6 protein-coding genes and 2 tRNA genes are annotated in these 15092 nt (G+C 44.7%); 1 reads left to right on the top strand and 7 read right to left on the bottom strand.

Going from position 1 to position 15092, the window contains the following annotated elements; genetic code table 11:
- The first annotated feature begins 1 nt into the window (after position 1).
- On the top strand, positions 2-826 hold the full coding sequence (locus tag FSU_RS13960; RefSeq protein WP_014547007.1) for a hypothetical protein: 825 nt from the start codon (positions 2-4) through the stop codon (positions 824-826).
- 145 nt (positions 827-971) lie between these two features.
- Here the strand turns inward: FSU_RS13960 and FSU_RS13955 are convergent.
- The 7 genes from FSU_RS13955 to FSU_RS13925 form a co-directional block, all read right to left on the bottom strand.
- Positions 972-1044, bottom strand: a tRNA-Asn gene (locus tag FSU_RS13955).
- A gap of 129 nt (positions 1045-1173) precedes the next feature.
- Positions 1174-1246, bottom strand: a tRNA-Asn gene (locus tag FSU_RS13950).
- Positions 1247-1316: 70 nt separating this feature from the next.
- On the bottom strand, positions 1317-2144 hold the full coding sequence (locus FSU_RS13945) for a deoxyribonuclease IV (protein WP_014547006.1): 828 nt from the start codon (positions 2142-2144) through the stop codon (positions 1317-1319).
- A 2-nt stretch (positions 2145-2146) separates the two neighbouring features.
- Positions 2147-4462 carry a hypothetical protein gene (locus FSU_RS13940; protein WP_014547005.1) on the bottom strand — a complete coding sequence of 772 codons (2316 nt, stop codon included), beginning with the start codon at positions 4460-4462 and terminating at the stop codon, positions 2147-2149.
- Entirely contained in the window at positions 4459-5811 is a 1353-nt protein-coding gene (locus FSU_RS13935; protein WP_014547004.1) for a FecR family protein, read from the bottom strand. Before FSU_RS13935 ends, FSU_RS13940 begins: the two co-directional genes overlap by 4 nt.
- A gap of 88 nt (positions 5812-5899) precedes the next feature.
- The gene (locus FSU_RS13930; RefSeq protein WP_014547003.1) at positions 5900-6226 is read right to left on the bottom strand and encodes an SUI1 family translation initiation factor; all 327 of its coding nucleotides are present in this window, start codon (positions 6224-6226) and stop codon (positions 5900-5902) included.
- Positions 6227-6298: 72 nt separating this feature from the next.
- Positions 6299-15004, bottom strand: a complete 8706-nt coding sequence (locus tag FSU_RS13925) for a cadherin repeat domain-containing protein (RefSeq protein WP_014547002.1) — start codon at positions 15002-15004, stop codon at positions 6299-6301.
- Positions 15005-15092: the final 88 nt, after the last annotated feature.

The following is a 15092-nucleotide window of genomic DNA, read 5'->3' as shown; positions in this document are numbered from 1 at the left end:
CATGGAATCATTACTCATATTCATTGCGATTTTCGTCATTGACGCGCTTATCAAGAGAGCTAGTGCCAAAAAGAAAGCTCTTGAGGACAAGCAACTCAACGAAGAAAGTTCCGATGATACTGCAAACGAGGAATTTGACGAAAGCGAAGGCGCTCCTTCCGAGCATATACCTTCCGCAAGCCGGAAACTGCAAGAATATATCAAGCAGTTTGAAGAAGCTCAGCGTGAAGCGTCACAGGGAACAATGGAGTCCCCCATGCCACCGCCTATTCCCGAGAACTACCATCGCCTAGGCGACCAGGTGACCATGCGTGAAGTCGCAGAGGATATCGTTGAGCAAGGCATAGTCGATATTGACTACCTCAAGATTGAATTCGAAGTGTCCGAAGCCCGGGCTATCGAACTCATCAACGAACTCCAGCAACACCGCATTATCGGTCGCGACATGGGAGAAGGCGTCTACGACGTTCTCGTGCAAGACATCGACGAACTCAACAATCTGCTATCGCACGAGCAGAAAACAGACGCATTTGCACAAGCATCAACAACCAAGCCGAGCATATCGCCCTCTGCAAGCGATAAGCAGAGCCAGCTGAAAATCCTTGAAGAACGCGCCCGCAAAGCCCGTGAAGAGGCTGCAGAAGCCTCCCGTCAAAGCGATATCGAAAACGGCTATTCCGGTGATCCTAGCGAAATTGCAGACCCGCTTAACAAGCGCCCTGTCGTGCGCTCGATAAGCAGAGAAAGCGTCCGACGCGGATTCATCTGGGGTAAAGTCATTGACGAGCCTAGATTCAAAAAGCGCTGGACAGCTTACAGCAGATAATGCAAGCGACCAGCCAAACGCGCAACAAGCCAAAATCAAACAATTCATCCCGGACGGTTCCACCGCCCGGGATTTTTTTTACCGATACCGGCATGATATAAGCCCAAAACACAAAACCCCCGATCTTTCGATCGGGGGTTTTGAGCTGCTTCACTTGGACTCGAACCAAGGACAACGCGATTAACAGTCGCGGGCTCTACCAACTGAGCTATGAAGCATCGACGCGCACAAATATAGACGATTTCTATTCCTTTGTCAAGGGGAAAGCGCGTATTTTTCACTTTTATTCATTTTTCGTTTTTCCGCAAAAACACAAAACCCCTGATCTTTCGATCGGGGGTTTTGAGCTGCTTCACTTGGACTCGAACCAAGGACAACGCGATTAACAGTCGCGGGCTCTACCAACTGAGCTATGAAGCATCGACGCGCACAAATATAGATGTTTTCTATTCTTTTGTCAAGGTACAGGCGTAAAAAAATTTCAACTTTTTTATCGTTCACGGCTTCGCATCAAGGCAATTTCTGCGGCGTATCCAGGCAACTCGTTCGGAGTTTCCAGATAGAACGGAAGTCCTTTCAATGCCGGATGGTTCACGACGTTCACAAGAGCTTCAAGCCCGATGTTTCCACCCCCAATGACTTCGTGACGATCCTTGTGGCTACCCATCGGATTCTTGCTGTCGTTCAAATGAATCGCTCTCAGGCGTTTTAAACCAAAGACTTTGTCAAACGATTCCAATACATCATCCAGATGATTTACGATGTCGTAACCGCCATCAAATACATGGCAAGTATCCAGGCAGACTCCGACTTTTTCGCTGAGTTCAACGCGGTCTATAATCGCACGCAATTCCTCAAAAGTACGGCCAATTTCACTCCCCTTGCCCGCCATCGTTTCCAAAAGCACTTTCGTCTTGAGGTCTTTATGCAAAATGTTGTTCAGGTGCTGCGAAATGAGTTCTATTCCGACATCAACACCTTGCTTCACATGACTGCCCGGATGAAAGTTATACATCGCATGCGGGAAATGATCCATGCGGAACAAGTCATCTTTCATCACATCTTGTGCATATTGCCTCAGCGACGGATCAGCAGCACAAGCATTCAACGTGTATGGAGCATGCGCTAAAATCGGAGCAAAGCTGTGAGCGTCCATAAACGCATTTAGCGCTTCGGCATCAGCCTTGTCAAACGGCTTTGCGGCCCCACCGCGCGGGTTTCGCGTAAAGAACTGGAACGTATCGGCCCCAATGGAAAGGGCTGTCTCGCCCATCGCCAAAAAGCCGCCCGAAGACGAGAGATGACAACCAATATGCATAGCTAGAAGTCGTAATTAACGGAAACACTGCCGTAAATGTCTCTGTAATCTTCAGATTCATTGTCCGGACGGTAATTGAGGAATGTACCAAACGTAAACTCAGTGCCAAGCCTTTCCGTGAATTGGAACTTCAGGCCAGCAGAAAGGTCCAAATCCATTTCCATTTCTTCTATTGTTTTTCCTTCTTCTTTACGAGTCAAGAAATTCTGGCGGAGGTTTCCATGCAACAATAAATCGAGGAAGCCCGGCTTCAACTGGAAAACGGCATTATCCACGAGAGTCCATTCAAATTCGCTCATGTCGTTACGGTTGTATATTCTGAATCTCGGAGTTACAGAAACCGTATTGCGAATTTTATCCAAAGTCGTCGTAAGAGAAATCGGATAGCGAGCATCAAGATAGTCACCACCATGGAAATAATAACCAAGAATACCATAAGTTTCATTGGAGAAATCAATGCCATCCAGCAAATCATCCTGAACGAACTTTGACATGTCCGCACGATAAGTCCAAACGCCACCTAATTTCAGCACGTTCTTTGGGAACTTGAATGTGGCCAAAAGTTCAAAAGTATGCTTGAGCAAGCGTTCCTCAAACTGCGTTGCCAAATAATCTTCATTCTGCAACGCAGAATACTTTGCCCAGCGAGCAGAATCAATCTGGATTGTTCCATCATCGGTATCCACATCAATTGTCGGCTTACCCTTCTGGACGTCAAACCAGGAGTCCGAATAAATTCCTGAAGATGCGAAGTAATTACCGTGAAGTCTCTGCGGTGTGCTACGAGTACGGTAGTCTAGAACGTAACGGGCAACGACTTCAATAGAATCACGCACCTTAAACGTGTTCTTCAAATCAAAGTCATGAATATAAAGCGTTCTTGAAGCATCCTGTTCATGCTTTTCAAGCCAGTCCTCATCAGCACCAGGCAAAAGTCCAAGCTTTGAACCTTCAGCAAAGCCAAATACGTTATACGCATCACCATGACCCGAAGCATTTTCAATATTCAATTCATAGCCAAAATTCAACTTCCAGAAATCCTTGATTTTTTGATCAAGTTTGAATCCCAACTGACGGGAGTTCTGCAACAAATCCGGAGATCCTGCGCTATAATAGTTGCGGCCCACAAAACGGAAATACGCATCAATCATCGTGGTGCTGTTTTTCCAATTGTACGATCCAGACAAAGCAAGATTCTGTGCAGTCCAATCCGTCGGATCGTCGTTCTTTTCGTCACGATGCTTTTTCAATGCTTCCTGAGCGAGCTTCAAAATTCGCGTCAGTTCACTACGCATCTCATCAACAGACATGTCCGTATTGTCGCCAAAAAGAAGTTCTAGTTCTTCGCGGGTCATGCGGTTCACCTGAGATGAATTATTCATCAAGCGGCGCAATTGTGCAAAACGAGAAACACCAAGTCCAGCATCTTCAAAGACGGCATTCACTGCACGATGAGCAACGACATTCACCGTATCGGCTCCGCCAAAGCCAAGCTGTACATTGTACGTTCCACGCCCACCAAGAACCTTGCCATTAATCTCGCCAAACAGTGTCCTCGAAGAGAACATCGGATTTGAAAGATTTACGTTATCCGACGTTCCATCGCGCAAGAACGGATCTTCTAAGTAATCCTTGCTACCGATAAAGCCGACCGTAGCATCAAAGTTTTGTGAAGCGTTCCAAAGAACCTTGCCGCCAATCAACATTTTCTGAGCTTCGACTTCATCAATGCCGATATATCTATTGTACTGGTCCGGGTCTCTATCACCGGGCAACTTCGGAGCATGATTTTCACCGCCAAACACGTTAAAAACGAGTAAAGGTTTTTCAGCCCTGTTCAAGTTCAGATAAAAATCATAACTTGCACCAAAGACATCAACACCTGCTAAATACAAATCCCCGGCCGAGACAAACATATCGCCCAAAATAAACTTCTGGTAGCGGTCTTCGTACATGACTTGTACAAATTTAGGATCAAGATAATTCCACCTATCGGAGGATGCATCTAAACTAAATTCAATTTTCTGACCTGACGCAGATTCCATCTGGAGGAATGCATTCAAGTTGCCAAATGCACCCGGAACCTGGAAGTAGTTTCTATACTTTTTGCCCGGACGAATTGAATCGTTGCCATTCACAAAGATTGAATCAGTGCTGTTCTTCTCGGTTACAACAGAATGGAAACCAAATTCAGCATTGACAGAACCATTCACCGTCCATGCAGAAGCATTCTGCATAGCGTCTGCGGAATCGTCAACAGACTGCGCCAAAGCGGGGATTGCCAAAATAGAAGCTAGAGCGAGTCCTCGAAACATCATTCACCCACCTTATAAAACTTTGTCGTCTTGACCGCAAAACCACTCTTGTGGACAACTTCAATATCAAAGCGGTTCTTGTGTCCACGCTTCAGTTCCACAGGAATCTGGTAATCAAGATTTTGGATTTGGGACAAGCGTTCCTGCAAAATCACCTTACCATCTTGACGGACTGTAACTTTATTCAATAAGCTCGGGTCATATTCAGGCAGGCGAATCTGGAACTGCAACGTCTGCATAATAACATCATCAACTCCCGGAGGCGCAGGCGGAATCTGGATAGTCTCTGTTTTTTTGCCAAAGACCTTGACTGAGAACGGTTTCATCGGATAACAGCCCAAAGTCTTTTTCACACTGTTGCGGCCAGAATCGTTTTCTACAACAAATTCATATTCATGGACACCACTGCGCAAATTAACGCGCTTAGGCATATTGCGCTTAACACTTACTTCCGAAATCGGCGTTCCGTCCATCAAAGCAGACAAGCGAGCTTCGGTACCCTTTTGCACGTTGGATACAGAAACGTTGGCTACGCAGCGCAAGGAATCGTAGGAGGAGTACTTAACTTGCGGAACTTTCAAGTCCTCTTTTTCTTGAGCAACTTCTGCCATCTGAGCGGCAGCCGAAGTTGCATTTGCGGCAAGCGATTCCTGATAAGCGGAATCTTCCTTTACAGCAGCAGCCGTTAAATCTTCTAAAGACAAAGTCGTATCCGAAATAAGATTATTCAAAATTTTAGCAAAACCCAAATCGCCAGAAGACTTGAGCTTCAGAGAAACAAATTCCCCTCGACCAAAGACCGTTTCTCCGGCAACAATATCAAGAGTGCGTCCTTCGTGAGACTCAATATGCAGACGTCCATTCTTTAGTCCGCCAAAAAACGAATGTTCATTACCTCCAAGAGCACCTTCCGTACCACGAATTGAAGCTGCAGCAGTTCCTGTACGGAAAGAAGCCTCATGCCCCTCTTCCCTATTGACCTTAAAGCCCATATATCCTTTCTTGATATTGGACTTTATTACAAAAGTACCCTTCTCTGGATCCTTATCTAAATACTCACTGATATCGACAATAGATTTTTCACCTATCGTAAAGGTGCTATTATCATCTTTCAACTCTAGAAAGATAGAACCTTCAGGCCCAGTCTTAAAGCAATCCTTCGCACGGAATTTTTTGACATCCGAAGCATGTTTCGGCCACACATCATCGTCCGGACAGCTTCCGGAATTTATAAACGCGGGATCATGAGCATCGCGAATCGCCCCAACCTTTTCACCCTTGGACGACGCAGCAAAGACTGTCGAAGAAACAGCAACCAATAAAAGGCATGACAAAGACAGATGCTTAAACATAAGACCTCTTCACTTATTTTCTTACAATAAATTTACTTTTTTTGCAATTTTTTTGGGCGAAAAAATGCAAAAGATGATTTAAAACACATCAGCCGCCAGCAAGCTTGACAGTAAAGCCCTTTTTCTCCAGTTCTGCCTTGAGAACGTTACGCTTGTCCCCCTGAATCTCGATATTGAAATCCTTGACAGAACCGCCTACACCGCACTTTTGCTTCAAAACGCGCGCCAGGTCCTTGAGCTCGTCTTCATCCATCGGAACTCCCGATACGACGCTAGCCATCTTGCCTCCGCCAAGTCGCTTGAGCGAAATGCGTACAACGCCATCGCCCTGCGGGCGACTTGCCTTGGGCTTTTCTTCTTTAATGCGCCCAACACCGCTTGCAAAAACCAAAGTAGAACGTTCTTCAATACCCATATAATACCTCTTTTTGCCCCAAAAATAGAAATCCCGGTCAATGACCGGGATTAAACTCTTAAGCTTTAAGCCTTACTTCTTCGAGGATTCTTTCTTTGAATCACTCTTGGAATCTTTCTTCGAAGAAGATGCCTTTTCGTTTCCGCGAAGTACCGGACGGCGGTAACCGAAGCGCTTGAGCATTTCGTCGCTAGACTTCAGCACATCACCAACCTTGGACTTGTCGGTAATCGGTGGCACCACGCAGCGCTGCTTAGAACGGAGATCAACCTTGGTCTTTACGATATACGGACCCGTACCGTAGAGACGACCAGACTTATCTCTCAATTCGCCATTGAGATCCGGCTTCATTTCGAAGAAGAACTTCATGAGGCCAGCCTTATCAACAAATTCCGGATCGTTGACTTCGTAATCGTACTGGTACTTATCGACGAACTGACCGCCAGTCGTAAAGAACCAGAGCGTCACGCGAGCATTGGTCGTGTAAAGCATAGCCTTACTGTAATCCTTGCCAAGTTCTTCCTGGAATTCCGTAGAGCAGTACTTTTCAACATACTCATCAACAGAAATCTTTTCACTGTTGTCGGCATCAACACCATCCACAGCAATCATATTGCCGTTGATAATGATGTCATCCAAAGTAGCAAGGCCACCCACAGCGCTTACAATCGGCAACTTCACGTCAACCGTAACCGTCGGGCCGATATGGCCATCAGCACCCGGATAAGGTTCATCGCCAGAGCCCTTCTTCGTATCCTTAGCAAAGCCCTTGACAACTTCCTTTTCCTTCTGAGTCGTCGGATTCAAAATCGTGACCGCGTACTTCTGATCTTCTTCAGGCGGATTGATTTCGTAGTACTTGTTCACGGAATCAATCGAGACGATGATCATCGGTTCTTCAAGGTTGATATTGACATCCTTTGCCTTCTTCATCATCACGTTAACTTCAGCAATGTATTCGTTACCAGCCTTGTCGCGGTAAATACGCTTGATGGAGTTCACGCCCTTATTAAGGCTCTGGAAGTTCAAGGTATCCTGCTTGACGCAGTTCTTTTCGATGCCATCGATAGCAATGCACCAGTCCACATCGACGAAAGTTGCGTAGACCACATCGCCTTCAGCCGGAGAGTTGATCATCACAAGCGGCGGGAGCTTGTCAAGCACCATGAACACGGACTTGTCAGCAGTATTACCATATCTGTTGGTGAAGGTGTAGGTCACAAGGTAGCCTCTGTCGCCTTCTTCGTTTGCGGTAATCTTGCCCTTTTCATCAATAACGTAAGAGACCGTAGCCTTGTTGCCTTCGACACCCTTAGCATCGTAGGTCACCGTGAAAGCGCCCACGCCAGTCTTCAAGTCAACTTCATCAGACTTCTTGTCCTTATCCTTGCTAGAAGAGCTGCTCGGGACATCGACCATCAAGTTGCCTTCGGAGTCAGCATACAGGATCTTGCCCGTTTCAGCATCAGCCTTGTAAGAGACGACAACCTTCTTGCCCTTGACATCAACAACCGTAGAGACTTCAATCACGGCAATCTTCTTCTTTTCGCCATCTTCATCGATAACAGTGGACTTGATAATTTCACCGTCTTCATTGACAAAGTAAGAAACTGTAACCGTATCGCCGTCAACAGTCTTGTTATAAGAGACCTTCGTCTTGTCGCCAATCGAATTCGTCTTGACATCAGACTTCGGGTTCTTTTCAAGTACGATTTCGGACTTGGAAATTTCCACCATGTTCTTGACCGTCTTATCCGAGATAGCGACCGTATCCAGAACGACATTGACCTTGAAGGTTTCCTTGTACTTGGAAACGGTATCCTTCACAGTCACTTCGACTTCCTTGGTCTTATCGTTCACGTAAATAGAGGAGTCGCTCTTATCCACGCTTTCGACAATCGTATAGATGTTATCGGCTTCGACCTTGGTCTTTGTCGCACTGACTTCAACAATCGGAGCGGCAGTGCTGTAGCAGACTTCAATGGAATCAGAACCTGCAACATCCTTGCTCGGATCCTTATACGTCTTGACAATCGTCTGGCAGCCTTCCTTGAGAGAATCCTGGCTTGTCATCACCTTGCCATCTTGAGTCCATTCCACCGTGATCACGTCCTTGTTCGTGTAGATCGGATCAGTCGGCTTCGGCTTGAGATAGATAGAATCACCAGCTTCAACACGGGTAATTTCAACTTCAGACTTTTCAATGACGTTACCCACCTTGATGGTAATATCCGTCGTATCAGTGAATTCACCATCCGTCACGTAGACCTTGATAATGTAATTCTTCTGCTTTTCATAGTCGAGTTCGCCCTTCAAGACAATGTCACCATTCGGCTTGATGTCGAATACATCATCCTCTTCGACAGGATAGAACTTCAAGTCACAGAATTCAGGAGTCTTCTTATCCGGATCCTTGGCTTCAACAGGCCCCTTCTTGGTACCCGGCTTGGAATCTTCCGGGAACGTGAATTCCTGCGGTTCAATCTTCGGCGGTTCGTTCACGTCAATGACGTTGATGACGATATCACCATCAAATTCAAGACCGTCAGCATCCTTAACAGTCACTGTAATAGTGAACTTCGGAGTCTTTTCGTAGTCAATGACAGCACCTTCCTTGACTCGGATTTCGCCATTCGGCTTGACAGTCACATACGGGCTTTCTTCGGCAAGCGAGAAGAGGAGTTCGCCTTCGCCATCTGGGTCAGTCGCTTCGATAATACCGATAAGGGTATCAGCTGGCGGATTTTCCCTGACACTAAATTCAGTACTCGTAATCTGCGGAACTTCCGGAACATCCTTCAACGTGATTGTAATCGTCGTCTTGGTGGTCAGCTCCGGATACTTTGTCTTATTTCTATCCGACAAAGCGATTTCCAATTCAAATGTACGGACCTTTTCCTTTTCATAGTCAAAGTCACGCAGAGCCTTGATCTTGCCATCTTCGGTAATCGTGAACAAATCAGTATCACCGCCTATAGCACTGAACACGTTGTCAGTAAAGCCCTTAGCCGTATCGACATCTGCAGAACTGAACTTACCAATAACATAGCCTTCTCCCTTATTTTCATAGAAGGAATATGCAAGGCTACCCGAAATAATCGGCATTTCGTTCACGTCAACAATCTTAATGGTCTTAGCGATTTCGTGAGTACGTTCATCGCTATCAATCACGCCCACCTTAATTGAGTGTTCATGAGGAAGAGCTTCGTAATTAAACTTCGTTGGAGTCTTGACAGAGAGGCAAAGCTTATACTTTGATCCATCCTTCTTAACCTTGGCATCAAACAGGCGATCTGCATCAGTACCACCGACATCAACGACATAACCTGCAAGAGACTTTTCCTGGTCCTGATCTTCATCAGAAACATCGTAGCATGCAATCGTTGCATCCTTGATCGGGTGTTCTGCGGTATTTTCAGCAACCTCATAGTTCTTCTTGTCATCGATGATAATCGGATCATCCGGCTTATCATTAACCGTAATAACAACCTTCGTTGTAGCACTAAGATTTTCAAAGCCCTTAGACGAACCGTTATCCGTTACAGTAACCAAGAGTTCATAGGTTTCCTGCTCTTCGTGATTCAATTTTTCAGTGGTACTGATTTTGCCCGAAGCGTCAATCGTAAACTTTTTGCTATCACCAGAACCCGTCTTGAGATCATCAAGTTTAAAGGTCAATTTGCTCCAAGTATCTTCATCGGTAGCAACGACAGCGCCAACAACTTCACCCGCAGGCTTGTTTTCGTCTACTTCAAACGGATATTCAACCAATTCAAATACCGGAGCGTCGTTCACGTCTCTAACGTAAATGGTTACATCCACTTCGTCTGTAAGTGTTGTGACCGAGCCATCCGTTGCGACAACGCGAACCACGTACTTGTTCTGTTTTTCATAATTCAAGACGTTATCCTTAGCCACCGAGATAAAGCCATCAGCATCAATGCTAAATGCCTTGAAATCATCAGGTGCGCCATCGGCAGCTACAAGCGTATAGGTCGGAGCCTTGCAAGTATGTCTGTTGCTGCAGTCATCATCGCTAGCCGCAATTGCCTGCTTTGTACCATTCTTAAGCGTAGCAATTGTACCCTTCGGCGTATTTTCATCAACATACAAATCCGGGACCGTCGGGAACACAGGGCCTTCATCTTCATTCTTGACAGTAACCGTTACGAGAGTAGAGATCGTAAATTCCTTGTCGGTTGCGACAACCTTGAACTTATACTCACTCTTATCTTCGTAATTAAGGTTAGCGTTGTTCACGACATAGAGTTCACCCGTCTTACGGTCGATATCGAACAGAGCGGCATCGTCATAGCTATCATCAAGCGAGAAGTAAAGCGTACCGTAATTTTTGTTGTAGATATCCGGATCGGTAGCTTCGACTGTACCCAACAAGGTTTCCGTCTTAACATTTTCGCTGACGGTAAACTTATTATAAGGTTCTCCCACAAATTCAGGTTCTTCGTTTTCATCGATGACGCGAACCTTTGTATCCTGAGAAACCTTATTACCAGCCTTATCCGTAACAGTCAAAGTCACATCAAATATGGCGTCCTTCTCTGTTGCCTTGTAGAGCTGTTCGTAATTCAAGTCCGACTTGACAACAAACTGGAACTGAGTTTCATGGTTTGCATCAGTATTTTTCACGATAACAACATTGAACAAGTCTTCAGCGCAGTTCTTACCTGCTGTACATGTTCCATTATCCTTGATAGAAATCTTCAATGCAGGTTTGGCAGTCGTGCTAACATCGGCGGCATCTTCATCATAGACAACAATCTTGTCACCGAACTTTGTATCAACAGCAGTATTTTCCTTGACCTCATAAAGATCAGCCAACACCTTAAATTCAGAAGGTTCGTTTACATCGGTAACATTGATGGTCACATGAGCAATTGTAGAAAGCGCCGGTTCCGTTGTAGCACGGTCGCTAACCTTCACATCAAACTTATATTGATTCTTTTCAATATAACGGAGTCTTTCGTTCTTTTTGAGCTTGATAACACCAGTATTCTGGTCAATTTCAAACGGCAATCCCGAAGCATCAACAATAGAATAGTGAAGCGTGTTGAAACCGCACGAATGAGAGCCAGCTCTGCAAGAGGCGTACTTGTCGGGATCAGAAGCTTCAATAGTACCTATAACAGTACCACCCGCAATATTTTCATCAACCGTTTTCGTAAAATCGCTTGCGGTCGGAGGTTCATTCACATCAACAATTTCAATATATCTAGTAATCTCGAGCGTAACAGAGGGATTATTCTCATTCCAAGCCGTCATGAGAACCTCAAACATTGGAGAAGTTCCCAAAGTCGCATTACTCTTACACGTCACATCCTTAGCGCAAAGCGTTTCAAAATCAATCTTGGACGGATCATCTAATCTAATTTCTCCGGTTGTAATAATCGCCTTAAACACTCCATAGCCACTAGCTTCTTCGTATACCTTGTAACGAATATCATCTTCGTTTCCCAAAGCCTCAAATTTTGCCAATTCATCCGGATCCGTGATGAACTCTTTTTTAAATGTTGCAGCTATATGACCTTCAGGTGCATCTTCTCTAATTTTGCCAGAACCTTCCGTCACCAATTTTACAGGAGGTTCTTCAATGTTCAAAACCTTCACAGTCACAGAGACATCTTTAGAGAAAGTTCCATCAGAAACCGTCACCAAGAATGTGTAAGAAATCTTTGCACCTACACCATCATATTCGAATTCTGCGTTTGCTGCAGTAGAAATACTACCATCGTCCGAGTTTACAACAAAGTTCTTGGCATCAGTAGCCTTTACACCCGTATTTGCAGTAGACATGGTGTATGTCAAAGTGCTAAAGGATTTATTGTACTTATCTTTGTCCGTGCCGATAACATAGCCGTAGTCACTCTCGCTACAATCTTCATCGTACTCCTTAGTGCATACGTGCGTTAATCCCGGAGAATGTTCCTGGATATAGAATGTACCACCCGTAGCAGTGAGATCTTCATTCACATCCTGCACCGTAATCTTGGTCGAAACATCTACAGAATTCGAGGCCTTATCCGTAATCGTAATAGTCACCGGATAAGACGCATTTTTAGAACTAGCCTTATAAAGTTCTTCGTAATCAAGCAAAGCACTGCTCTTGACCCTAATCGAAGCGGTTCTCTTGCCACTAGAACTTGCCGGTTCATCGACATAAAAAATGTCTGCCAATGTTTTATTCTTCAAAGTACTAGAAATGCCTGCGGCACCCGTCAAAGCACCCGTCAACTTATAAGTCAGCTTGTCACCGGCATCATTATCAGTAACGGTGAACGTACCGAAAGCAGTTCCTGTTGCTGTATTTTCCTTAACCGTATATTCGGACTTTACATCACTCGGGATAGGATCTTCGTTGACATCTTCAAGGTTTACCGTAATGATAGCGTCATCAGAAGCGCCAGACGGATCAGTCACAGAAACCTTGAACGTCCATACAGACTTTGTTTCGTAATCCAGCTTGCTTCCATCAGAAACGATGAGCGAACTCGTTCCATTCTTAAAAGCAAACGGAATACCAGAAGTTTCAACCTTAAAGATCAGATTATCACCATCAACATCCTTAGCAACAACCGTACCAACAACCTTAGCACTGGTCCAATCTACAATACCCGTAGCAGTTTTATTCTTTTCCGGGAGAGTGAAAGGCTGATCACTAATGGTCGGAGCGTGGTTCTGGTTCTTGACATTGATGACAATGGTAAAGTTCTTAGACGTTTCAGGATTTCCAGTCAAGCCATAATTCTTTTCGGTCTTGGCATCATCCGTCACCTTCGCCGTAAGAGTGTAGGAAGACTTTGTATAGTAGTTAAACGTTTGTGTGCCATTGACCTTGACTTCACCCGAAGAAGTCAACGTAAAGCACGAAGAACAATCCTTGTCCCCAGAAACCAAGGCAAATGTATAGGAATCAACATCACGTTCGTTGGCAACATCTGTAACGGTGACACTACCCAACGATTCATTCTTTGACGGATTTTCACTCACGGTGAAAGTATAGCTTGCATCAGTCGTCGGCTTGTCGTTGACCGGGATGACGTTAACATTAGCCGTGTATTCTTCAGATGTGTTATCGCCAGAGCCAGAGCCAATAACCCTGAACTTAAACGATGTATAGACTTCAGTTTTGGTCTTGCTGAATTCATTTGCCACAGGCTTGTAAGTCAACTTGCCAAGGTTAGCAACGGTGATAACCTGATCCTTCTTCACCGCAGAGCCGTTCAAAAGCAACGAGCTCTTTGTCGGCAAGGAGGTTATTTTTACAGACGCAAATGTTCTTGTAGTATGTTGGTAATCAAAATCTTCTTCTGCAAATGTATAGACCGCATCTTCTTTAACAGACACCTTGAGGCTGCTGTTACCCTGCGGCAACTTATCTACATCCTTGATATAGATGTTAAAGCCGCCAACAGATTCATCGTAGTTGTCCTTGGAAACAATGGCTCCTTCAACATTAGAAATCTTCAGCCAAAGCTTTTCACCCACTTGACCCGATTTCGGAGTTTCTACAATTCCATCAATAACGGGATTGATATAAATTTTATTTGCAGCAGTCTGAGCAACAGTCTTACCCTTAGGAATGGTCACTTTTACCGGAGAATCCGTTCCACATATCGGGAACTTGTGATCCGTATCCGTTTTAATGTCAGCCTTTTCAGCAAACTGGCCTTTAACAGCAGTTGCATTGAATTCAAAGCAGTATTCAAAGGTAACATCTTTTTCGCCTTCATCTGAACTCAAGCTAATACCGATTTCATGCCATTTATTGTCTTCGTCAAAAGTAGCCTCAGGAGCATTCAAGGTCAACTTTGGCGTATCTTTAAAAGGCACAAAAACAAAGGATTCACCATCAACTTCATTTCCGATTTCAAGTTTTTTTGCAAGCATCTGACCTGCAAAATTCATATTACGTCCAATCTTAATTGTACCAGCACTAACAAAAGTACCAACGATAGGAGCAAAGTCAATATTATCAAAAGTTATATCGCTTTTAGAATAAATCAGCAAATCACCTTGATAACCAAGATATTCTCCCTTGTCATTTTTTTGACAAGTATACTTTTCCGTATTACAACGAGGGTTGGATTCACCTTCATACCAAACCAATATATGAGGATGGTCACTCAAGTTTAACGAATTAAGGAAAATACGAGTTGTATGACCACCTTCCGGCATAAGGATTTTCAACACACTTGAAGATCCAAAATCAATATGGTCTATGTAGATGTCATAAGAACCGTTGTGAGGAACCTTCAACTCACGAGTTTGGCGATCACCAATAGAAAAACCGGATTCATAAGAACCGCCACTTACGGTCGGCACCTTCAAAGTTTCTTTATATAAAGGAACTTCTTTACAATCACCACTAACTGTAGTTCCGGAGCACTTTACGCCATTAGCATGGCTGCTACTAAGGGAACCTTTATAGCGGAAAGGACCTGTAGTTAATTCAGTCTTTTCATGTGGCGTGATATCACCGCCAACGATTATGGCTCCAGCAAGAACGCCTTCACTTCCAGGCTGAACCAAATCACCACTTGAGGTACCGATCCAACCCGAAGGATTCCTAAAAGTCGGGCGGTTGCCAAAAGAAATACCGGTTTGTCCCCAAAGCTTATAATTGACTAGATAGTTCCAGTTATCGACATCGGTTTCAGAATCTCCGAATGTCAATGGGGAAATACCGCTTGCAGCCATGGATGAAACCGCACCGACCAAGGCTAAGGCTGCAGCTTTAAGACTTAATTTGCCAAACCACATAGTATCCTTTATGCTCCTTTTGCTACGACAAATTCCACTCCAGAAATTTGTCACAGTTTTCTTCCCAAATCATCCAAACACTTTTATA

This window comes from Fibrobacter succinogenes subsp. succinogenes S85, assembly GCF_000146505.1.
GTDB lineage: Bacteria > Fibrobacterota > Fibrobacteria > Fibrobacterales > Fibrobacteraceae > Fibrobacter > Fibrobacter succinogenes.
This window is presented reverse-complemented; position numbering and strand designations above follow the sequence as displayed.